General features: G+C 62.0%; 20 protein-coding genes. 11 read left to right on the forward strand and 9 right to left on the reverse strand.

Translation table 11 applies throughout. From position 1 onward, the window contains the following. Positions 1-49: 49 nt before the first annotated feature. From E4631_RS04145 to E4631_RS04160, 4 genes are all read right to left on the reverse strand, one after another. Positions 50-577 (reverse strand): NADPH-dependent FMN reductase, encoded by a 528-nt coding sequence (locus tag E4631_RS04145; protein WP_133659901.1) that lies wholly within the window; start codon positions 575-577, stop codon positions 50-52. Positions 578-708: 131 nt separating this feature from the next. Then, entirely contained in the window at positions 709-1,500 is a 792-nt protein-coding gene (locus tag E4631_RS04150; protein WP_133659900.1) for an SDR family oxidoreductase, read from the reverse strand. 99 nt (positions 1,501-1,599) lie between these two features. Beyond that, complete coding sequence (locus tag E4631_RS04155) at positions 1,600-1,974, reverse strand: cupin domain-containing protein (protein ID WP_133659899.1); 375 nt, start codon at positions 1,972-1,974, stop codon at positions 1,600-1,602. 175 nt (positions 1,975-2,149) lie between these two features. Beyond that, positions 2,150-2,758, reverse strand: a complete 609-nt coding sequence (locus tag E4631_RS04160) for a pentapeptide repeat-containing protein (protein ID WP_133659898.1) — start codon at positions 2,756-2,758, stop codon at positions 2,150-2,152. A gap of 130 nt (positions 2,759-2,888) precedes the next feature. Here E4631_RS04160 and E4631_RS04165 point away from each other — a divergent pair, with 130 nt between their 5' ends. Continuing rightward, the gene (locus tag E4631_RS04165) at positions 2,889-3,305 is read left to right on the forward strand and encodes a hypothetical protein (RefSeq protein ID WP_133659897.1); all 417 of its coding nucleotides are present in this window, start codon (positions 2,889-2,891) and stop codon (positions 3,303-3,305) included. 54 nt (positions 3,306-3,359) lie between these two features. On the opposite strand, the gene lysA is transcribed toward E4631_RS04165, so the two are convergent. Continuing rightward, positions 3,360-4,571, reverse strand: coding sequence for a diaminopimelate decarboxylase (lysA, locus tag E4631_RS04170; protein WP_133659896.1), 1,212 nt, complete (start codon positions 4,569-4,571; stop codon positions 3,360-3,362). A 130-nt stretch (positions 4,572-4,701) separates the two neighbouring features. On the opposite strand from lysA, the gene E4631_RS04175 reads away from it, so the two are divergent. Both E4631_RS04175 and E4631_RS04180 read left to right on the forward strand, forming a co-directional pair. Further along, positions 4,702-5,268: a hypothetical protein gene (locus E4631_RS04175; protein WP_133659895.1), complete on the forward strand. Its 567-nt coding sequence runs from the start codon at positions 4,702-4,704 to the stop codon at positions 5,266-5,268. A 57-nt stretch (positions 5,269-5,325) separates the two neighbouring features. Beyond that, positions 5,326-5,841, forward strand: a complete 516-nt coding sequence (locus E4631_RS04180; protein ID WP_133660002.1) for a DinB family protein — start codon at positions 5,326-5,328, stop codon at positions 5,839-5,841. A 93-nt stretch (positions 5,842-5,934) separates the two neighbouring features. Here E4631_RS04180 and E4631_RS04185 read toward each other — a convergent pair whose 3' ends face one another. Next, on the reverse strand, positions 5,935-7,386 hold the full coding sequence (locus tag E4631_RS04185; RefSeq protein WP_133659894.1) for a Gfo/Idh/MocA family protein: 1,452 nt from the start codon (positions 7,384-7,386) through the stop codon (positions 5,935-5,937). Between the two features lie 97 nt (positions 7,387-7,483). Next, positions 7,484-8,560, reverse strand: a complete 1,077-nt coding sequence (locus E4631_RS04190) for an NADH:flavin oxidoreductase/NADH oxidase (RefSeq protein ID WP_133659893.1) — start codon at positions 8,558-8,560, stop codon at positions 7,484-7,486. 227 nt (positions 8,561-8,787) lie between these two features. On the opposite strand from E4631_RS04190, the gene E4631_RS04195 reads away from it, so the two are divergent. The 8 genes from E4631_RS04195 (at position 8,788) to E4631_RS04230 (ending at position 18,339) form a co-directional block, all read left to right on the forward strand. After that, positions 8,788-10,152 (forward strand): Gfo/Idh/MocA family protein, encoded by a 1,365-nt coding sequence (locus E4631_RS04195; RefSeq protein ID WP_133659892.1) that lies wholly within the window; start codon positions 8,788-8,790, stop codon positions 10,150-10,152. A gap of 186 nt (positions 10,153-10,338) precedes the next feature. Next, positions 10,339-11,631 (forward strand): glycoside hydrolase family 2 TIM barrel-domain containing protein, encoded by a 1,293-nt coding sequence (locus E4631_RS04200; protein WP_133659891.1) that lies wholly within the window; start codon positions 10,339-10,341, stop codon positions 11,629-11,631. A gap of 28 nt (positions 11,632-11,659) precedes the next feature. Beyond that, positions 11,660-12,511: a pirin family protein gene (locus E4631_RS04205; protein ID WP_133659890.1), complete on the forward strand. Its 852-nt coding sequence runs from the start codon at positions 11,660-11,662 to the stop codon at positions 12,509-12,511. A gap of 290 nt (positions 12,512-12,801) precedes the next feature. Then, a complete protein-coding gene (locus E4631_RS04210) occupies positions 12,802-13,689 on the forward strand; it encodes a prephenate dehydratase (RefSeq protein WP_133659889.1) in 888 nt (295 codons plus the stop codon). Positions 13,690-13,819: 130 nt separating this feature from the next. Then, positions 13,820-15,046, forward strand: coding sequence for a pyridoxal phosphate-dependent aminotransferase (locus tag E4631_RS04215; RefSeq protein ID WP_133659888.1), 1,227 nt, complete (start codon positions 13,820-13,822; stop codon positions 15,044-15,046). Between the two features lie 65 nt (positions 15,047-15,111). Further along, positions 15,112-15,960, forward strand: coding sequence for a prephenate dehydrogenase (locus tag E4631_RS04220; RefSeq protein WP_133659887.1), 849 nt, complete (start codon positions 15,112-15,114; stop codon positions 15,958-15,960). 118 nt (positions 15,961-16,078) lie between these two features. Continuing rightward, the gene (locus E4631_RS04225) at positions 16,079-17,149 is read left to right on the forward strand and encodes a chorismate mutase (RefSeq protein WP_133659886.1); all 1,071 of its coding nucleotides are present in this window, start codon (positions 16,079-16,081) and stop codon (positions 17,147-17,149) included. 152 nt (positions 17,150-17,301) lie between these two features. Beyond that, entirely contained in the window at positions 17,302-18,339 is a 1,038-nt protein-coding gene (locus E4631_RS04230) for an acetamidase/formamidase family protein (RefSeq protein ID WP_133659885.1), read from the forward strand. Positions 18,340-18,464: 125 nt separating this feature from the next. Here the strand turns inward: E4631_RS04230 and E4631_RS04235 are convergent, their stop codons facing one another. Continuing rightward, on the reverse strand, positions 18,465-19,562 hold the full coding sequence (locus E4631_RS04235; protein WP_133659884.1) for an alpha/beta fold hydrolase: 1,098 nt from the start codon (positions 19,560-19,562) through the stop codon (positions 18,465-18,467). A gap of 76 nt (positions 19,563-19,638) precedes the next feature. After that, on the reverse strand, positions 19,639-20,640 hold the full coding sequence (locus E4631_RS04240) for a DUF1028 domain-containing protein (RefSeq protein WP_133659883.1): 1,002 nt from the start codon (positions 20,638-20,640) through the stop codon (positions 19,639-19,641). Between the last annotated feature and the right edge of the window lie 105 nt (positions 20,641-20,745).

Here is a 20,745-nt window from a genome sequence, read left to right on the forward strand (position 1 = left end):
AAGAACGTCAGATGAGCACGACGTTCTTTTTTGCCCCAGTACCCATAGCCTACCAAGCCAGCAGCGCTTCGGCCTGTTCGCGCAGCAATTGCTCAAAGAGCGGGCTGCTCAGCTTGCCCTCGGCCGAGAGGTGCTTGCTGATGCCGGGCAGGCGCACGCGCTGCGGTAATACATTAGTGCCCAGGTAAAATAGAATATCGGTGAGGTGGCTTAGGGCCAGCGCACCGCCCATGCCGCCGCTGCTTAGGCTGATAAGGGCCGCCTTTTTGCCCCGGATGCCGCCGGGGTAGGGTAGGGCATCAATAAATGACTTGAGCGCGCCGGGAATGGAGCAATTGTATTCGGGCGCGATGATGACGAGCTTATCGGACTGGTTGAGCGGGGCAATGAAGGCGTTGAAATCGTCGTGCCGCCCGGCATTGTGGTAGAGCGCCACGTTGAGAAAGTCCTCCGGCAGCTCCATCAGGTCCATAAACTGGTAGGCCGCGCCCAGCTCCGTGAGCAGGGTAGCGTAAAACTCGGCCACAATGCGGGCGCGGGACTGGGGGCGGTTGGTGCCGACAAGTAGGGTAATCAACTGGCTGATAACTAAGGGTATTATAGTTTGAGGACATCTGGCAGGGCAAGCGAAGCGAAACAATCGCCCTAGAACGATTTGTTCGGGGACGATTGCTTCGCTCGCCATGACAAACGTGTAACCAGCAACTCCTAAAAAAGTCCGCGCACCCACCCACCATCCACGGCCGTGGAAGTGCCGGTGATATAGCTGGCCCGCTCGGAGCACAGAAACGCCGCCAACGCCGCAAACTCGCGCGGCTCGCCCAGGCGGCGCATGGGTATCTCGCTGGTCCAGCGCTCGGTAGCCTGCTCGGCCGAGATGCCCTCGCGGGTAGCGGCGGCAGCGGCCAGGTGCTCCACGCGCTCGGTGCGCGTGTAGCCCGGCAGGATGCAGTTGACCGTGATGCCGCTGGCCGCCACCTCGTTGGCCAGCGTACGGGCCATGCCCGTCACGGCCGCCCGCAGGCTATTGGAAAGCAGCAGGCCGGCCACGGGCTGCTTCACGGCAATGGACGTGATGTTGAGAATCCTACCCCACCCGCGGGCCTGCATGCCGGGCAGCACGGCCCGCGTCAGCTCCACTACGCTGGTGAGCAGCAGGCGGGTAGCGGCGTCCCAGGCGGCGGCATCGTGCTGGGCAAAGGTGCCGGCCGGCGGCCCGCCCGCGTTGGTGACGAGGATATCTACCTGCCCAAACTCGGCCAGGGCGGCCTGCACCAGGCGGGCCACGTCGGCGGGGTTGGCCACGTCGGCGGCCACGCCCAGCACCCGCGCGCCGGTAGCCGCGCGGATGTCGGCGCAGGTCTGCTGCAAGGTGTCGTCGTGGCGGGCGCACAGCACCAGGTGCGCACCTTCGGCGGCCAGCTCTTCGGCCACGGCGCGGCCCAGGCCCTTGCTGGCGGCGGTTACGAGGGCCACTTTTCCGGTTATTCCGAGGTCCATTGGTGAATTGGTGAAATGGTGAAAAGGCTAGGTAGCGAATTGGCGAGGGGAGGAGGGGGGTAGGGAGTAATTCACCCCCTGCCCAATTCACTAGCTCACTTACTTCCGCAGGTAGCTGTCGCTGCCGTCGAGCCAGTCCTGGCGGGGCGGGCTGAACACGTCCACGTCGAGGGTGTCTTCCAAGGCCTCGGCGGTGTGGGGCAGCCACGACGGGATGGTGAGCACCTCACCAGCGCGCACGATTACTTCCTGGCTGCCGTCGTCGCCGAGGTGAAAGCGCAGTGCGCCCTCCAGAATGTAGGTAATCTGCTCATTATGATGCGAATGCTTGGGCACGATGGCGCCTTTCTTAAGGTACACGTGGGCCAGCATCATCTGGTCGCCGGTGATGAGGCGGCGCGAAATGGTGTCGGAAAGCTCGTCCTTGGGCATGTCGTCCCAGCGGTAGTAGGTGGCGGGCGGAATGGAGTCCATAAGAGGGGGTAGGGAAAGTGGAATAAGGGGTAGTAAAGAACGTCATGCTGAGCTTGTCGAAGCATCTCTGCCGCGTAAGTAATCCTAATGGTTAAGGTTAGTTACGCGGTAGAGATGCTTCGACAAGCTTAGCATGACGTTCATTAAATAGCTATTAGCCAATCGTTATTAGTCATTAATTCTCCACCACCAGCCTGTACTTGTCGAGCAGGCCCGGCAGGCCGGCCAGGGCGAAGCGGGCGCCGGTCAGCACGTTGGCCTCGGGGTCAAGGCTGAAGCCGGTAGCGGTGGTGAAGTCGGTGCCCACCAACCGGGTATCGTGGAAAATAGTACCCGTGAGGTCGCAATCAGTAAATGCAGCCCCGCTCAAGTCGGCGTTGGTGAAGTCGGTTTCGGCCAGTGAGCAGTGCGCGAAGCGGGTGCCCACCATCTTTTTGCCCCCAAACGAGGCGTAGCGGAGCTGGCAATGGTCGAAATGCACCCCAAACAGCATATCCTGGCACGCACCAAAGGCCACGCCCAGCAGCTTGCAGTCGGCAAAGGCCACGTTTTGCAGGGCCGCGCCGCCGAGCTTGGCCGTGGTCAGGTTGCAGCGCTCGAAGCGGCAATCTTCGAAGCGCAGGCCCGCCAGATTGGCCTCGCTCAGGTCGCAGCCCACAAAATGATATTGCTCCAGCTCGCGGCCCAGCGCCAGCAGGCGCGCCGCATCGAGGCCGGTGAGCACGTTTTCGGCCGGAAAATAATCGGGGGCGCGCAGGGCAGCGGGTTTGCGGCGAGGTTTCATGCCGCCAAAGTAAAGCGGCGGGTGGGCTAACTTCTCGGCGCGCTTCGCAGTTTAAGGCAAGTTGCCCAGGCGCAGGCCCGCCCCGCGCCCCTGCGGCCGGCTCTGCGCCGGGCACCCCAACTTGCGCGCTATGCCCGCCCTCACCCGCACTATCTACTTCAAAAATACCGTCGGCTGCATTTGGGAAGAACCCGAAGGCTACCTGCGCCTCGACTACTACCCCGGCCCGCGGGAAGAAGCGCAGTTCAAGGCCTTGCTCACGCACGTGCGCCAGGCTTTGCAGCGCCACAACTGGAGCCGCCTGCTCATCAATCAGCAGCAAATGAGCCCCTTCAAGCCCGCCGAAGAAACCTGGATGGTGAACGAGTGGCTGCCCCAAACCGTGCGCGAAGCCGGCTACCGCTACGGTGCCGTGGTAGTAGCGCACGACGTATTTGCCCGCTTGGCCATGACGAGCATCGTGATGACCAGCCGCAAGCTGGGCCACACCTACCGCAATTTCGAGCACGAAAAAGAAGCCACCGACTGGCTGCTCAGTGTAGGATAAGCTTTAGCTTGTCCGGTGCGTGGTCGTTCCATGCCGGACAAGCTAAAGCATGTCCTACCCCTCCTGCCCGGCCAGTAAATCCTCGAAGGTTTGGCGGCGGCGGATGAGGCGCGGGGCGGCGTCGCCGTCGAGCAGCACCTCGGCGGGGCGCAGGCGCGAGTTGAACGAGCTGCTCATCTCAAAACCGTAGGCGCCGGCGTTGTGAAAGGCCAGCACATCGCCCTCGCGCACCTCGGGCAGCAGGCGGTCCCAGGCAAAAGTGTCGGTTTCACAGATGTTGCCGACTACCGTGTACATACGCTCCGGGCCGTTGGGGCGCGAAAGGTTGCTGATGTAGTGGTAGGCGTCGTACATCATGGGCCGAATGAGGTGGTTGAAGCCCGAATTGACGCCCGCAAACACCGTTGCCGTGGTGTGCTTCACCGTCGAAACTTCTACCAGCAGAAAGCCCGCCTCGCTCACCAGGTACTTGCCGGGCTCAAACCAGGCTTCGAGCGGCCGGCCGTATTCGGTTTCAAACTCCCGGAAGGCCGCCGCTACCTGCTGGCCCAGGCCGGTAATGTCGGTTTCGGGGTCGCCGGGCTTGTAGGGCACTTTAAAACCCGAGCCCAGGTCCAGAAACTCCAGGTCGGGGAAGCGCCGGGCGGCGTCAAATAAAATTTCCAGTGCCCGCAGAAACACGGCCACGTCCTTGATTTCGGAGCCCGTGTGCATGTGCAGGCCGCGCACATGCAGGCCGGTGCCCTTCACCACGCGCTCTAAGTGCCGCAGCTGGTGAATGCTGATGCCAAATTTGCTATCGATATGGCCGGTCGAAATCTTGTAGTTGCCGCCCGCCTCAATGTGCGGGTTCAGGCGCACACACACGGGGTAGGAGCCGCCGTAAGTAGCCCCAAACTGCTCCAGAATGGCCAGGTTGTCGATGTTGAGGTTCACGCCCAGCTCCTTGGCCTCCACCAGTTCGCTAAACGCCACGCTATTGGGCGTAAACAGAATATTCTCGGGCTGAAAGCCGACGTGCAACCCCAGGCGTACCTCGTTGATGCTCACGCAGTCGAGGCCCGCGCCCTCGGCCAGCAGCACCTTCAGCACGGCCACGTTGGTAAGCGCCTTGCAGGCGTAGAAAAACCGCGTAGGATGGCCAGCAAAGGCCGTCGTGAGCTTGTGGTACTGGGCCCGAATGGTATCGGCCTGGTACACGTAGAGGGGAGTGCCAAACTGCGTGGCGGCGGCCAGCAGGGCGGGGGTAGGGAGCGAAGCAGACATTACGAAGCAGCAAGAGAGCAGCGGCCGGGCCGCACCCACAAAGGTACGGGCGCTACGGAGGTAGCCGCATCCAGAGAGCCACCCATATATTTGCCAGCCTGCCTGTAGGTTTTCTTTCCCTTCCTTTTCCGTGAAAAACTGCTTACTACTGCTGCTGAGCTGGTTGCTTATGGCCCCCCTGGTGGCCCACGCCCAAGACGCCCCCCCCACTACCTACCAAACCGAGCACGACTCCTTGTGGCAGCGGGCCGCCCGGGTGCGGGCGTTCGTCGATTCGCGCATTGTGCGGTCGCACAGCTCGTTTATGGCATTGGGTGGCACTAGTCTTCGCACTCAAAGTCGGGCCCGCAGGGGGTCACCTACAAATGAGTCAAAGGCTTTTGCCTATCCATTGATAAAAAGGGAGATAACTAAGCACAAAACCCACAGCGCCGACGTAGCCAAAGTCTTTTATTATACCACCAATGGTAAGCCGCTGCTCGCCGAGCTCTACCAGCAGCATCGCCTGGTGCGCCTGCGGCTGTATGAGTACAGCGAGCGCAACGGCCGGGCCTTTAATAAGCCGTTTCGGACGTCGGAGTGGGTGCGCGGCGACCATTTGCGCCTCACCATTCGCAACGCCGCCGATACTGGCGGCACCGCTCGCAGCTACTATTTTACCTCGCCCCGCCAGCCCGAAACCGACCTGGCGCCGTGAGATAAATAACAAGCCGCCTGGTAGGGCACCGAATCATTCTCCAGCCGATTAACTATGATGGCCGATAACTTACCCGAAGTGTGGCTGCGCGGCCCCTTGCCCGCCGTGCCGCCGCTGTTGCAGCCAGTAGCCCACGCCCTGCTGCAAGCCTGCGAAGAAGTAGCTGCGCTAATGGCCGACTTTCCGGCCGGCCGGCTGGCGGCCCGGCCGCTGGGCCTGGCTTCGGTGGGCTTCCACTTGCGCCACCTCACGGGCGTGCTCGACCGCACCTTTACCTACGCCCGCGGCGAGGCCCTCAGCAAAAGCCAGCTGGCCTACCTGGCCGCCGAAGGCCTGTCGCCCACGCACGCCGCCGTGCCGGAGCTGGTGCAAGCCTTTTATCAGCAAGTAGATAAGGCTTTGGCTCAGCTAGAAAACACCGCCGAGGCCACGTTGCCCGAGTGGCGGGGGGTAGGGCGCGCCCAACTGCCCAGCACCGTAATCGGCCTGCTGGTGCACGCCGCCGAGCACACCACCCGCCACGTAGGCCAGCTGCTGGTAACGGCCAAAATGGTGCAGGCTGATAATAACTAACGACAAGTGACTAATGAAGAGTGACCAATAAGAACGTCATGCTGAGCTTGTCGAAGCATGACGTTCTTATTGGTCACTCCAGTCATTATCACCCTACGCCAGCTTCCAGCCCTGGCGATAGTCGCGCTTCACAAACTGGTTGACCTCGTCGAGGTTAGTAATGCGCATTTGCTGGTTGTCCCAGAGTAGCTTGCGGCCGCGGCCGGGGTAGTTGAAGCCCTGCCCGGTGGCTTTGGGCTGCTGCAAGTCGTAGCCCCTGATGGCCAGGTTGGCCATCAGCAGGGCCTCGGTGAGCGGGCCGGCCAGTTCGAAGGGTGAGCTGACTTTCATCTTGCCAGCGCCGGCCAGGCAGGCCTCTACCCACTGGCCGTAGTGGCCATTGGCCTGGCCGGGCACGCGGGCCAAGGTCTGGGGCACGTGCACTTCCTGGTTGCGGGAGAGGGGTAGCAGGCGCGGGTCGGCCGAGTAGGTGCTGGCCATCATCTTGCCCTTGTCGCCGATGAAGAGGATGCCGTTGCCGCCGTCGCCAAACAGCTCATTGGGGCCCAGCTCGTCGGGGCGCTCGGGCTGAATGCCGCCGTCCATCCAGTGCACCGTGATGTCGCCTTTGGTTTTGGCCGTCTTCGGGAAAGTAAGCGTAACGTGGCTCGATGGCGGGCAGCTGTCGGGGAAATAGCCGCGCTTAAACTCATCCACGTACACGCTGCCCACGCTGGCTTGCACCGTATTAGCATATTGCAAATCGAGCACCCGGAAGGGCGCTTCGAGCAGGTGGCAACCCATGTCGCCGAGGGCGCCGGTGCCGTAGTCCCACCAGCCGCGCCAGTTGAAGGGCACCAGCTTATCCACGTAGTCGCGCTGGGGCGCCGTGCCCAGCCACAGGTCCCAGTCCAGCTCGGCGGGCACGGGGGCCTTGGTGGTGGGCCAGGCAATGCCCTGGGGCCACACCGGGCGGTCGGTCCAGCAATAAATGGTGTGCACGTCGCCGATGGTGCCGGCGTCGTACCACTCCATTAGCTGCCGCACGCCGTCGTTGGAGGCGCCCTGGTTGCCCATTTGGGTCACCACTTTGGGGTAGCGCCTGGCCGCATCGGTGAGCATGCGGGCCTCGTAAATGTCGTGCGTGAGTGGCTTTTGCACGTACACGTGCTTGCCCAGCTGCATGGCCGCCAGCGTCGTGATGGCGTGGTTGTGGTCGGGCGTCGACACCGACACCGCATCGAAGTGCTTGTGCTCCTTATCGAACAGCTTGCGCCAGTCTTTGTAATACTCGGCCTTCGGAAATGCCTGGCGCGACTTGGCCGCCCGGCGGTCGTCCACGTCGCAGAGGTAGGCGATGCGGGCCTTGCCGGTTTTGGCAAAGGCGGCAATGTCGCTTTCGCCCTTGCCGCCCACGCCCACGCTGGCAATCACCAGCTGGTCGCTGGGGGCGGTGTAGCCCTTGCCGCCGAGCACGAAGCGCGGCACGATAAGAACGCCGGCCGTGGCAGCCGTGCCTTGTTTGAGAAACGAGCGCCGGGAAGGGCTTTCAGGAAGCTGACTCATGCGAAGGAAGTTGGATGGGAAAAGGTGGGCAAAAGGTACGCAAATCTGCGCACTCTCCTACCCACCTTTGCCATTTCAATCGCTCCGCAAAGCCAGCTTATTTACGCGGCTTGGCGCGCTCGTACTGCACGGGCCAGGTCACGTCGGCACCCAACTCGTGCGCCGCCCGCAGCGGAAAATACGGGTCGCGCAGCTCCTCGCGGGCCAGCAGCACGAGGTCGGCCTGGCCGCTGGCCACGATTTCCTCGGCCTCGGCGGGGGTCGTGATGAGGCCCACCGCGCCGGTAGCAATGCCCGCTTCGCGCCGGATGCGCTCGGCAAACTCGACCTGGTAGCCGGGACCGACGGGGATTTTAGCGTCGGCCACGTTGCCGCCCGTTGAGCAGTCTACGAGGTCTACGCCGCGCTCACGCAGCCAACTGCTGAGCTGCACCGACTCGTCGGCCGTCCAGCCGCCCTCCGTCCAGTCGGTGGCCGAGATGCGCACGAACAGCGGAAAATCGGGGGGTAGGGCCTGGCGCACGGCCGCCACCACTTCGAGCAGCAGCCGTATGCGGTTCTCAAACGAGCCGCCGTAGGTGTCGGTGCGCTGGTTGCTGAGCGGCGACAAAAACTCGTGCAGCAAATAACCGTGCGCCGCATGAATCTCAATTACCTTAAAGCCCGCGGCCAGCGAGCGCTCGGTAGCGCTACGGAAGTCGGCAATGACCTTTTTGATGCCCGCCGCATCCAGGGCCACCGGCAGGGGATAGTCGTCGGAAAATTTAATAGCGCTGGGCGCCACCACCGGCCAGCCGCCCTCGGCCTCGGGCACCGCCCCGTGGCCCTGGCCGAGCCAGCTGGTATAGGTGCTGGCCTTGCGGCCGGCGTGGGCCAGCTGCACGCCTGGCACACTGCCCTGGGCTTCGATAAACTGATTGATACGCAGCTGAAAATCAATGTGCTCGTCTTTCCAGATGCCCAGGTCTTCGGGCGTGATGCGGCCCTCGGGCGATACGGCCGTGGCTTCCTGAATGAGCAGGCTGGCCCCGCCCACGGCGCGGCTGCCCAGGTGCACCAGGTGCCAGTCGTTGGCGAAGCCATCCTGGGCGCTGTACTGGCACATGGGCGATACAACAAGGCGATTTTTGAGCGTGAGGCCGCGCAAGGTGAGCGGCTCGAAAAGTGCGGACATGCGAAAGGAAATAAGCGTCGGGTGAAGAATAATCCGTTAACTACTCGTTGTCTGTCAAGTGTTTATGCTGAACCATAAAGCGCTGGCAGCTAGTAATTGACCCCTGCTAAACCGGCCAGTACGGGAGAGGTTATCACCGCCGAGCTTACTCGGCCGGCTGGCAACTCTTTGCCGCCTTCGGCACGTAAGGACAGGCTGGCTAACTCTTTTTCACAAGTCAACTAGATATGTTCCAGGAAACTTCCACTGCCGATACCCTTGACCGCGTGGCGGCCGAAACCACCGCGGCTACGGCCTGCGACGCCTCGCGCCGCCAGTTCATCAACCACGCCGGGCGCGGGCTGCTGGCCGCCGGCCTGGCCTCGGCCTTGCCCCTGGCTGCCGCCGAGGCCGCCGACCTCAGTGGCTTTGGCACCGCCCCGCCGCCCACCGGCCCGCTCGACATTACCCTACCCCCCCTCGAAGCGCCCACCGACCCCAAGCCCGGCCCTTTCCCCAACCCCGATGCCCCCGACCAGCGCGTGGGCTACGCCATTGTGGGCCTCGGCCACCTCACGCTGGCCGAAATTCTGCCCGCCTTTGGCCAGTGCAAGCATGCCAAGCCGGTGGCCCTGGTGAGCGGCGACCCCGAAAAGATGGCTAAAGCGGCCAAGCAATACGGTATTAAGCCCAGCAGCTGCTACTCGTACCAAACCTACGATAAGCTCAAGGATAACCCCGAGGTGCAGGTTATCTACATCGTGCTGCCCAACTCGATGCACCACGAGTTTACCCTGCGCGGCGCCAAGGCCGGCAAGCATATTCTCTGCGAAAAGCCGATGGCCAACTCGGTGAAGGAGTGCGAGGAGATGATTGAGGCCTGCAACAAGGCCGGCAAAAAGCTCATGATTGCCTACCGCATTCAGTACGAGCCGCTCAACCGCGCCGCTATGAAGCTGGTGCGCGACAAGCAGTACGGCCAGACCAAGCTTATCCAGATGATGAACTCCCAGAACCAGGCCCACGACCAGCAGTGGCGCCACAAAAAAGCCCTGGCTGGCGGCGGCGCCCTGCCCGACATTGGCCTGTACTGCCTCAACACCACGCGCTTTTTGCTGGGCGAGGAGCCCAACGAGGTATTTGCCTACACCTACAGCACGCCTGGCGACGACCGCTTCAAGGAAATCGAAGAAAACGTGAGCTTTACGCTGCGCTTCCCGAGCGGCGTTATCTCGCAGTGCCTCAGTGGCTACGGCTCGTTCAATGCCAAAAGCTATGCCGTGCACGCCGAAACCGGCACCATCAAGATGGACCCGGCTTTTTCCTACCAAGGCCTCCAGCAGCAGCTGGTGCACGCCCCCAAGGGCAAGCAGGTAACCGAGCAGCCCAGCAACCCCCACAAGCAGCAGTTTGCCCTCGAAATGGACCATATGGCCGAGTGCGTGCGCGACAACAAAACGCCCTACACGCCCGGTGAAGAAGGCCTGCAAGACCAGCGCATTATGGAAGCTATCTATAAGTCGGCCAAGGAAGGCAAGCCCGTAAAACTCACCACCGGCCTGGGCAAAGTGGATGCTTTCCGCGGCACGCCGCCCACCGAGGAGCAGGCGTAACTGCTTAGAAAAGGAACGTCCTGCTGAGCTTGTCGAAGCATCTCTACCGCGTCGTTGAAGCAGCAATTCAACGGCGCGGCCAAGATGCTTTGACAAGTTCAGCAGGACGTTCCTTTTTTGCGTTGCTAGATAAGTGCCCAAAGCAAGCCGCCCGGCTACTTTTGCGGCCTACCCCCCTTCTCACCCATGAGCTACCCATTTCTACGCGCTGGCCTGGCGCTGGCGGCGCTGGCCCTTGCCACCCAAGCCAATGCCAACCCACCCGCTACCCCCATCAAAGTGACTGTGCGCCAGGCCAATGGCAAGTACGAGCTGCTGCGCGGCGGCCAACCCTACTTCGTGAAAGGCGCGGGCGGCAGCCAATATCCCGAGCGCATCGTGGCCTACGGTGGCAACTCTATTCGCACCTGGGGCACCGGCGATGCGCCGAACGTGCTGGCCGAGGCCAACAAAAACCACCTCACCGTGATGCTGGGCCTCGACGTGGCCCGCGAGCGCCACGGCTTCGACTACAACGATGCGGCGGCCGTGGCTGCGCAGCTGCAAAAAATCAAGGGTGAGGTGCTGAAGTATAAAGATGACCCGGCCGTGCTGCTCTGGGGCATCGGCAACGAGCTGAACCTCGACTACACCAACCCCAAGGTGTGGGACGCCGTGAACGACATCGCCCGGATGATTCACGAAATCGACCCCAACCACCCGACATCGACCGTATTGGCGGGGGTAGGGAAGAAGGAAGTCGAGTACATAAAGGCGCGCTGCCCGGCCGTGGATATCCTGAGTATCAACACCTACGCCGGCCTGGCTACCCTGCCCCAGCAGGTGCGCGATACCGGCTGGACTGGCCCCTACCTCGTGACCGAGTGGGGCCCCACCGGCCACTGGGAAGGCCCCCAAACTCCCTGGAAAGCCTCGGTGGAGGAAACCAGCAGCCAAAAAGCCGCCGTGTATAAGAGTCGCTACGAAACCTCGATAGAGAAGGACCGGGCGCATTGCCTGGGCAGCTACGTATTTCTGTGGGGCCAGAAGCAGGAGCGCACGCCTACCTGGTACGGCCTCTTTACTGAAGACGGCCAGGAAACGGAGGTGATGGACGTCATTCAATACCTCTGGACTGGTCATTACCCGCAAAATCGTGCTCCGCACATCAGTGTCTTAACCCTTGACGGTAAGGCGGCTACGGCCGGCGTGTACCTAAAGCCCGGCCAGCCCTACCCCATACAGGCCGCCGTAGCCGACCCCGAGAAGGACCCGCTCACCTACCAGTGGGAGCTGCTGCCCGAAAGCACCGACCTCAAGCAGGGTGGCGACCGCGAAAGCCGCCCTACCCCCCTGGCGGGCGCCCTACCGGCCGGGGCTACCGGCCAAACCACCCTCACGGCGCCCAGCCAGCCAGGCGCCTACCGGTTATTTATCTACGCCCACGATGGGCACGGCAATGTGGCCACCGGCAACGTGCCCTTTCTCGTGCAGAACTAACCGGCCCATTTGCAGTTAATTCGCTACTATGCGCACCGTCATTCAAAAGCACCGGGCCGTGAACGCCCCCATCGCCGACCTCACTACGTTTCGGGCAATTCCCACGCCCTCAGTTGAGTACATCGACCCTTTTTTGTTTCTAAACCACCACGGGCCGCAGGTATACCGGGCCAATAACCGGGGACTGCCCTTCGGCCCGCACCCGCACCGGGGCTTCGAAACGGTCACGTTTATTCTGGAAGGCGATATTCTGCACAAGGATAGCAGCGGCCACGAAAGCGTAATAAAAGCCGGCGGCATTCAGTGGATGACGGCCGGCGCGGGCCTCATCCACGCCGAAGTATCATCCAGTGAATTCAAGAAAACCGGCGGCCCGCTCGAAATTCTGCAGCTGTGGGTAAACCTGCCGGCGAAGTATAAGATGGTGGCGCCACGCTACATTGGCCTGCAAGCCAATGAGATACCCGCGGCCGAGCTGGCGCCGGGCGTTACGGCCCACGCCGTATCGGGCGAGTGGGGTAGGGCCGCCGGGGCCGTGCAGCCGCTGGCCGACGTGGCGCTGGCCTGGCTCGACTTCGCGGAGGGAGCGGCAGTGACGCTGCCCATCGCGGCCAGCCGCAGCATTTTCTGCTACGTGGTGCGCGGCAGCGTGCGCGTGAATGGCACCGAAGCCTTCACCCGCGAGCTGGTGGAGTTTGATTACGACGGCGACGAGCTAGCTATTGAAGCTCTGACCGACAGCGTATTGTTGCTGGGCCACGCCGAGCCGTTTGGGGAGCCGGTGGTATCGGGCGGGCCATTTGTGATGAATACAGAGGCCGAAATCCAGCAGGCGTATGCCGACTACCAGCAGGGAAAATTCGGTACCTGGAATGGGTAATGCAGCGTGGACGCTGTGAGTCCGCGCGTTGACCGAACTACGCGCGGCCTCACAGCGTCCACGCTGCAACCCTTGCATTTGCGAAAATCTTCCCTACCTTGCTGCCCAATTCGACACCTATCATGTTCAGCAACCGCTACTTTTTTGGCTTCTATTATTTTACGCCGCCCGCGTAGAACGAGTCGCCATGTAGCTAAGCCACAAAAAATTAGCAGCGCCACTCGTTCCACGGGTGGCGCTTTTTTTATGCGTTCCGGCCTTCGGGCAGTTTATTTCCAACACCAAGCACCATGTATCAGGCACCAGCAAGAGTAGCTATCCAGGGTTTCCAAGGAAGTTTTCACGAGGTAGCGGCCCGCCAGTATTTCGGCGTGGCCCCGGTCCTGAGCTTCTGCGCCACCTTTGGTGAGGTAGTGGCTCAGGTAGCCGACGGCCGCGCCGAGGCAGCCCTCATGGCAATGGAAAACTCGCTGGCTGGCAGCATCTTGCCAAATTATCTGCTGCTGGAACGCAATGACCTCACCATCACCGGCGAGGTATACCTACCCATTCATCAGCACTTGCTGGTGCTGCCCGGCACTACGCTGGCCGATATTAAAGCGGTGCACTCGCACCCCATGGCCCTGCGCCAATGCGGCGACTACCTGAGCCAGTACCCCACTTGGCAGCTGGTCGAAACGGAGGATACCGGCCTCAGCGCCCAGCGCCTGGCCGAAAGCCGCGCGCCCGGCGTGGCCGTGGTGGCCGGCGCCCAGGCGGCCGAGGCGTTTGGGCTGGAAATTCTGGCCCCCGCCATCAACGACGACCCCAATAACTACACCCGTTTCCTGGTGCTGGCGCGCGCCGCCGAGGCCGTGCCGGTGGCTCAGCCCGATAAGGCCTCGCTGTATTTCTATACCTCGCACGCGCCGGGGATGTTGGCGCGGGTGCTCACGCTGGTAGCCAGCCATGGCCTGAATTTGAGCAAGTTGCAGTCGTGCCCCCGGCCCAGCCAACCCTGGCACTACGGCTTCCACACCGACGTGGAGTTCGATGCTCCCGCCCAACTGGCGGCGCTGCTGGCCGAGCTGCCCACCGTGACGGAGGAACTGCGGGTGCTGGGCGCCTACCAGCGCGGCAGCATGGATTTTGGGCAGGAGGCAGGTAATAACGCAGAAGCATTGTCATTGCGAGCGTAACGAAGTGGAGCGCGGCAACCCTTCCTTGTCGCTCGCTTCACTTGGATTAACAATCTTAACGTGTAGAAAAGATTGCCGCGCTCCACTTCGTTGCGCTCGCAATGACAAACGATTAAATAGAGCAAACAAAATGACCATCACCACCGCCAGCCGCCTGGCCCACACCGGCGAATACTACTTCTCGCGCAAGCTGCGCGAGCTGGCCGCCCTCAACGCGGCCGGGGCCAATATCATCAGCCTGGGTATCGGCAGCCCCGATTTGCCGCCGCATCCGAGTGTGGTGGCGGCCCTGGCGGCCACTGCTAGCCAGCCCACTACCCACGGCTACCAGAGCTACCAGGGCACGCCGGCGCTGCGGCAGGCCATGGCCGGCTTTTACCAAAAAAGCTACGGCGTAGCCCTCGACCCCGCTACCGAGGTGCTACCTCTGGCCGGCTCCAAGGAGGGCCTGATGCACATCGGCATGACGTTTTTGGAGGCCGGCGATGCGGTGCTCATCCCCAACCCCGGCTACCCCACTTACCGGGCCGTGGCTGAAATCTGCGGGGCCGAGGTGCGCGAATACGACCTTACCGCCGCCACCGGCTGGCTGCCCGACCTGGTCGCGCTGGCTAAAACTGACCTGAGCCGGGTGAAGATGATGCTGGTTAACTACCCGCATATGCCCACCGGCACGCCGGCCAGCCCCGCGTTTCTGCAACAGCTGGTTGAGTTTGCCACAACCCACGGCATCGTGCTGGTGCACGACAACCCCTACGGCTTCGTGCTGAACGAAACGCCGCCCACGAGCCTGCTCAGCATTCCGGGCGCCAAAGAAGTAGCACTAGAGCTAAACTCGCTGAGCAAGAGCCATAACCTGGCTGGCTGGCGGGTAGGAATGCTGGTAGGCCGCGCCGACTGGCTGACCGAGGTGCTGCGCTTCAAGAGCAACATGGACTCGGGCATGTTCCTGGGCACGCAGCAGGCGGCCGTGGCGGCGCTGGCGCTCGGCAACGAGTGGTTTGCGGAGCTGAATGCCACTTACCGCGCCCGCCGCGAGCTGGTGGTGGCGCTGCTGCGCGCCCTAGGCTGCGCGCCCGCACCGGGCCAGGTGGGGCTGTTCATCTGGGCCGCCGTGCCGCCGGCCTACGCCGACGGTTATGCTCTGAGCGACGCCGTGCTGGCCGAAGCCCGCGTGTTTCTGACGCCCGGCGGCATCTTCGGCAGCAACGGGCTCGGCTACATCCGCGCCAGCCTGTGCCAGCCCGAAAGCGTGCTGCGCAAGGCGCTGGAGAGGGTAAAAAGCTCACCTGTCATTGCGAGCAATGCGAAGCAAGCGCACCAGCACGATGACGTTCGCGCGGGTTCGTCCCGCTAGCTCGTTCCGGGGCAATTGCTTCGCAGGCTCGCAATGACAGACTATATTATAACTCTTAACTCAAAATGACTATCACCATCATCGGCCTCGGGCTCATCGGCGGCTCGCTGGCACTCAGCCTGCGGCAGCACGGCCTGGCCGACCACCTCATTGGCGTGGAGGCCTACCCCCCCTACGCCCAGCGAGCGCTGGAGCTGGGCCTGGTTGATGAAATTGCCGCCGACCTGGCGGCCGCCGTGGCCCCGGCCGGCCTCGTCATCGTGGCCGTGCCCATGGATGCTATGCTGACCGTGCTGCCGCAGGTGCTAGACCTGATAACTGACGAGCAGCTGGTTATCGACGTGGGCTCGACCAAGGGCAACCTGCTGGCGGCCGTGGCCGGGCACCCGCGCCGGGGCCGTTTCGTGGCGGTGCACCCCATGGCCGGCACCGAGTATTCGGGCCCCAACGCGGCCGTGCGCGGCCTCTTTGAAGGCAAAACGCTGGTCGTCTGTGATGCCGAGATGAGCGACCCCGATGCCGTGGCTATGGTCGAAGCATTGTTTCAGGCCCTGCCCATGCGGGTGCTGCACCTCGGCGCGGCCGACCACGACCTGCACACGGCTTATGTGTCGCATATTTCGCATCTTACGTCGTTTGCCCTGGCGCTCACCGTGTTGGAGAAAGAGCAGCGCGGCGAGCAGCGCATTTTTGACCTGGCGGGCGGCGGTTTTGCCTCTACGGTGCGGCTGGCCAAGAGCGCGCCGGCTACCTGGGTGCCCATTTTCCGCCAAAACCGGGAGAATGTGCTGGATGTGCTGGACGAACACCTGCTGCAGCTTCATAAGCTGCGCGAGCTGCTGGCCCGCGAGGACTACGCCGGGCTCACTACCGAGCTTGAACACGCTAATGAAATAAGAAAAATCATTCCTTAAACTGTAAAACGGAGTGGCACTCCGTTGCCGGCCGGTCAGTTCAGCGCGGCTGGCACCTTACGCCAAACGGAGTGCCACTCCGTTTTACATCGCCTTTCAACAATTAACACCCTACCCCATGTTCAACGACCTGTTTAACCGCAAACCCGAGGATAAGCCTTTCCTCATCTCCGGCCCGTGCTCGGCTGAAACCGAGGAGCAAGTGCTCGAAACCTGCCAGCGCCTGGCCGCCACCGGTAAGGTGCAGGCCCTGCGCGCCGGCATCTGGAAGCCCCGCACCAAGCCGGGCGGCTTTGAGGGGGTAGGGGCCAAGGGCCTGCCCTGGCTCAAGAAAGCCAGCGAGCTCACCGGCCTGCCGGTGGCCGTGGAAGTAGCCACCGCCAAGCATGTCGAAGACTGCCTGGCCTTTGGCGTAGACCTAGTGTGGGTGGGCGCGCGCACCACCGGCAACCCGTTTTCGGTGCAGGAAATTGCCAATGCCCTGCGCGGCGTGGACATTCCGGTGCTGGTTAAAAACCCTATTCACCCCGAGCTGGAATTGTGGGTAGGCGCCATCGAGCGCCTGCAAAAGGCTGGTTTAAAGCAGGTTGGTATGATTCACCGGGGCTTTTCGAGCTACGGCAACACCGACTTCCGCAATGCGCCGATGTGGCACCTGCCCATCGAGATGAAGCGCCGCATGCCCGAGCTTCCCATCCTCAACGACCCCAGCCACATCTGCGGCCGCCGCGATACGCTGTTTGCCGTGGCCCAGCAGGCGCTGGATTTGGACTTCGATGGCACCATGATTGAGAGCCACATCGACCCCGACAATGCCTGGAGCGATGCCAAGCAGCAAATCACGCCTGAGGTGTTGGGCCAGCTCATCGAGGACCTGGTGTGGCGCCACGAAACCACTGACAAGGCCGAGTACCTGACCGCCCTGGCCGGCCTGCGCGAGCAAATCAACAACCTCGATGCCGAGGTAATGCAGTTGCTGGGCCGCCGTATGGCCGTGGCCGAAAAAATCGGCCAGTACAAGAAGGAGAATGACATCACCATTCTGCAAACTGCCCGCCTCAACGAGATTCTGGAGCGCAGCAAGCGCCAGGGTGCCCAAGTGGGCCTCACCGAAGAATTTGTGGAGCGCTACCTGGAAGCCGTTCACCTGGAGTCGGTTATGCGCCAGGAGAAGGTAATGAAGGGGTAGGGATACCGTTTGTCATTGCGAGCGCAACGAAGTGGAGCGCGGCAATCGTCCCAGAACGATACCCACGAAGGTCGTTCTGGGGCGATTACCGCGCTTCACTTCGTTGCGCTCGCAATGATAGATAGTTGGCAGGCGTCGCGTACTTTTCAGCGATGAAAAAAAATACCCGATTCCTCCTACTAGCCGCTGCCCTGCTTTTTGCCGGCGGCGCTCAGGCGCAGCACCTGCCCAAAGCCCAGCACGAGCTGCTGGCCAGCCCCACCACCGTGGCCTGGGGCTACTACGATGCGGCCGCTACCCCCGTTATGCGCATCAAGTCGGGCGAGACGGTGCAGGTGCATACTTTGCTCACGTCGAGCCCTACCCGCCTCGAAGGCGCGGGTGTAGCCCCGGCGCAGGTCGAGCAGTCGCTGCGCGATATTTATGACAAAGTGACCAATAAGGGGCCGGGCGGGCACATTCTCACCGGACCCATTTTTGTGGAAGGTGCCGAGCCGGGCGATGTGCTGGAAGTGCGCATCAAGGCCATCGAACTGGCCATTCCGTACGCCTACAATGGTTTTGGGCCGAAGAGCGGGTTTATTCCTGAGGACTTCGGCTACGCCAAGATGAAGATTATTCCGCTCGATAAAAAGCGGATGGTGGCCGACTTCGCGCCCGGTATTGAGATTCCTTTGCACCCGTTTTTTGGCAGCATGGGGGTAGCGCCGCCCACCACGATGGGCCGCGTAAATAGCGCGCCGCCCGGCATTTTTGGTGGCAACCTGGATAATAAAGACCTAGTAGTAGGTACCACGCTTTACCTGCCGGTGCATGCACCGGGCGCACTCTTCTTCGTGGGCGATGGCCACGCCGGCCAAGGCAACGGCGAGGTAGACATCACGGCGCTGGAAACGTCGCTGGTGGGCAACCTGGAGTTTATCGTGCACAAAGACATGCACCTGGCCGTGCCCCGCGCCGAAACCCCGACCCACTACATCAGTATGGGCCTCAACGAAGACCTGACGCTGGCCGGCAAGCAGGCCGTGCGCGAAATGATTGATTTCCTAATGAAAACCAAGGGCATGACCAAAGACGACGCCTACATGCTGTGCAGCGTGGCCGGCGACCTCAACGTAACGCAGGTAGTGGACGGCACGCGCGGCGCGCACATGCTGCTGCCGAAAAGCATTTTCGATAAGAAGAGATAAGTCTTGTGTCATTGCGAGCGTAACGAAGTGAAGCGCGGCAATCTTTCCTGCACGTTAGGGTTACTAATCCAACGATAAGGAAAGATTGCCGCGCTTCACTTCGTTACGCTCGCAATGACACAAGACTACTTACCAGCAGCCAAAAACTTCCCAATATTCTCATTCAAAAACTTCGAGTCGGCCGGGTTGCTGGCGGCGCCGGCGGTGTGGCCCCACAAGGACGGGATGGGCAGCAGCGTGACGCCCGGAATAAACGCCGCTTCGTAGCGCGCATCGCCCACCGGGAAGTATAAATCCGTTTCGGAAGGCATGTACAGAATGGGCACCTTAATGCTGCGCAAGGCTTTTTCCACGTCGCCGCCCATGCCGGGGGTAGTGCCCACGTTGTGGTATTCCCAGGTGCGCATCTGGGCGATGAGGTCGTTGGCATCGGCCCCCGGAATGAAGTGCGTGCGGTAGTTATTTAGCACTTGCTCAAACGTGACGCCGGGCTTTTCTTCGTTGCGCCAAAGTTCTTTACGCCACCATTCCTGCGAGAAGAGCCAGCCCGTCCAGACGGTGGCGAAGGCTTCGATGCCCTTGGTGGGCGGGGCGGTGTAGTCGCCGTTTTTGAAGGCTTCATCGGCGGTGAGGGCGGCAATCTGGCCTTCGAGGCGCACCACGCCGTGCGGGTAGTTCTTGGCCGTGCCCGAGGTAGCCACGATGCGGTCGGCGAAGGTAGGGTAGCTCACGGCCCACTGAAACGCCTGCTGCGCGCCCATCGAAAAGCCGATTAGCGCCCGTAGATGCGTTATTTTCAGCTCCTTCGTCAGCAGTTCGTGCACGGCCTGCACGTTGTCGCGGATGGTCATGACCGGAAAGCGCGGGCCGTGAAATGGCTCGGGTGTGTTGCTCGGCGACGACGACTTGCCATTGCCAAACAGCTCGGTGGTGACCAGGAATAGCTTGGTAGTATCCAGGCACTTGCCGGGGCCGATGAGCCACTCGTAGCCCCGGTGCCCGGCCATGTAGTGCGAGGGCAGCAGCACGGCATTATCGCGCTTGGCATTGAGGTGGCCGTAGGTGCCGTAGCCCACCAGGGCCTTCGGCAGCACCGCGCCGCCCTCCGTTTTGAAATTAGTAAGCGTGAAAAAGTGGTGCGGCACCGACGATGCGGCCGGCTTGGTTTGGGCTGCGGCGGTGAGGCTGGCGAGCAGGAAAAGGAGGGGTAGGAAGTGGCGCATGGAAAGTGGAAATAGAAGAATTAACAAAAAGAACGTCATGCTCAGCATGACGTTCTTTTATACACAGCAATTAGTGTTATTTCAGCGCCAGAATCTGCTTTAATTCAGCCGGCGACACCATGAGCAAACCCACTTTGGGCAGGCGCTCGGTGAGGATGCGCCAATTAGGCTCTTGCTGAAAAATGGGTTTTAGCAGCGCCAGCGCGGCGGGCACCTGCTGCTTGTTGGCCAGCGTGATGGCGTGCCAGTACTTCATTTCCAGGTTTTGCGGAAACATCTTTTCGGCGGCCTGGTACTCGGCGATGGCCTTGGGCATGTCGTTTTTTTCCACGGCCAGGTCGCCGGCGTTCATGTGGTCGTAAGCGCGGTGCAGCTTCAGCAGGCGGCGTAGCTCGGGCAGGGGCGCGGCGCTGTCGTCCACGCGCAGGTCCACGAGGCGGTCGGCCCAGGGGCCTTCGGTGGTGGTGCCGCGCACCACCAGCAGCGCGGCCGATTGCCGGCCCCGAATGTCGCCCCCGGCGGCCTGGGCCGCGTCGAGGGCGGCCAGCACGCGCTCGGCGAGGGGGAGAGCGGCGCTGGCTTCATAAGCTTTGGCCATGGCACCCCACACGGTGTTGTTGAGCATCATGTTGGCCTGCACCGAAAACTGGTTGCCTTGCTGCTGGCCGGCCATGTCCACGCATTTGTTGCCGGTGTGGGTAGCCACGCGGCCCTGGTTGTCCAATATGGCTACCTGGCGCACCTCACGGCTTTCATCGGCGGCCAGCAGCTCGTCGAGGGCCTGCTGAGCGGTTTTGCCGCTTTTCAGCAAAGCCAATCCTCTTAGGCCAAACGACTTGTTTGTGAACGACTGCGTGGCCACCACGCCCACGCCGGCTTCGGCCCAGCTCACCGAGGTGCCCACAGAAAACCAGTGGCTCTGCACGGCCACGGCCATTTCGCCGGTTTTGGGGTCGCGGGCCACGATGCTGAAGGTGTGGGCCAGCGGGTCGGTGGCTGAGTAGATGGATTGGGCCCACGCGGCCGGGCGGCCCAGCAGCGTCAGCATGGCAAGGAGGGGTAGGAGTTTGCGAAGCATAAATTGGAAGAAAAGCGAATGTAGCGGCCAAACCGTGTTCCCCAGCCAAGTGTTGGCCGCCCCTTCTAACCAGAACAGCCTCCCGGCAAAATTGCCAGGAGGCTG

Source organism: Hymenobacter sp. UV11 (assembly GCF_004684095.1).
Classification (GTDB): Bacteria; Bacteroidota; Bacteroidia; order Cytophagales; family Hymenobacteraceae; genus Hymenobacter.

Bases quoted from the DNA above. Each gene is read 5' to 3' on its own strand.
- E4631_RS04150 (WP_133659900.1), bottom strand. From the start codon at position 1,500: ATGGACCTCGGAATAACCGGAAAAGTGGCCCTCGTAACCGCCGCCAGC.
- E4631_RS04155 (WP_133659899.1), bottom strand. From the start codon at position 1,974: ATGGACTCCATTCCGCCCGCCACCTACTACCGCTGGGACGACATGCCC.
- E4631_RS04160 (WP_133659898.1), bottom strand. From the start codon at position 2,758: ATGAAACCTCGCCGCAAACCCGCTGCCCTGCGCGCCCCCGATTATTTT.
- E4631_RS04165 (WP_133659897.1), top strand. From the start codon at position 2,889: ATGCCCGCCCTCACCCGCACTATCTACTTCAAAAATACCGTCGGCTGC.
- lysA (WP_133659896.1), bottom strand. From the start codon at position 4,571: ATGTCTGCTTCGCTCCCTACCCCCGCCCTGCTGGCCGCCGCCACGCAG.
- E4631_RS04180 (WP_133660002.1), top strand. From the start codon at position 5,326: ATGGCCGATAACTTACCCGAAGTGTGGCTGCGCGGCCCCTTGCCCGCC.
- E4631_RS04185 (WP_133659894.1), bottom strand. From the start codon at position 7,386: ATGAGTCAGCTTCCTGAAAGCCCTTCCCGGCGCTCGTTTCTCAAACAA.
- E4631_RS04190 (WP_133659893.1), bottom strand. From the start codon at position 8,560: ATGTCCGCACTTTTCGAGCCGCTCACCTTGCGCGGCCTCACGCTCAAA.
- E4631_RS04195 (WP_133659892.1), top strand. From the start codon at position 8,788: ATGTTCCAGGAAACTTCCACTGCCGATACCCTTGACCGCGTGGCGGCC.
- E4631_RS04200 (WP_133659891.1), top strand. From the start codon at position 10,339: ATGAGCTACCCATTTCTACGCGCTGGCCTGGCGCTGGCGGCGCTGGCC.
- E4631_RS04205 (WP_133659890.1), top strand. From the start codon at position 11,660: ATGCGCACCGTCATTCAAAAGCACCGGGCCGTGAACGCCCCCATCGCC.
- E4631_RS04210 (WP_133659889.1), top strand. From the start codon at position 12,802: ATGTATCAGGCACCAGCAAGAGTAGCTATCCAGGGTTTCCAAGGAAGT.
- E4631_RS04215 (WP_133659888.1), top strand. From the start codon at position 13,820: ATGACCATCACCACCGCCAGCCGCCTGGCCCACACCGGCGAATACTAC.
- E4631_RS04220 (WP_133659887.1), top strand. From the start codon at position 15,112: ATGACTATCACCATCATCGGCCTCGGGCTCATCGGCGGCTCGCTGGCA.
- E4631_RS04225 (WP_133659886.1), top strand. From the start codon at position 16,079: ATGTTCAACGACCTGTTTAACCGCAAACCCGAGGATAAGCCTTTCCTC.
- E4631_RS04230 (WP_133659885.1), top strand. From the start codon at position 17,302: ATGAAAAAAAATACCCGATTCCTCCTACTAGCCGCTGCCCTGCTTTTT.
- E4631_RS04235 (WP_133659884.1), bottom strand. From the start codon at position 19,562: ATGCGCCACTTCCTACCCCTCCTTTTCCTGCTCGCCAGCCTCACCGCC.
- E4631_RS04240 (WP_133659883.1), bottom strand. From the start codon at position 20,640: ATGCTTCGCAAACTCCTACCCCTCCTTGCCATGCTGACGCTGCTGGGC.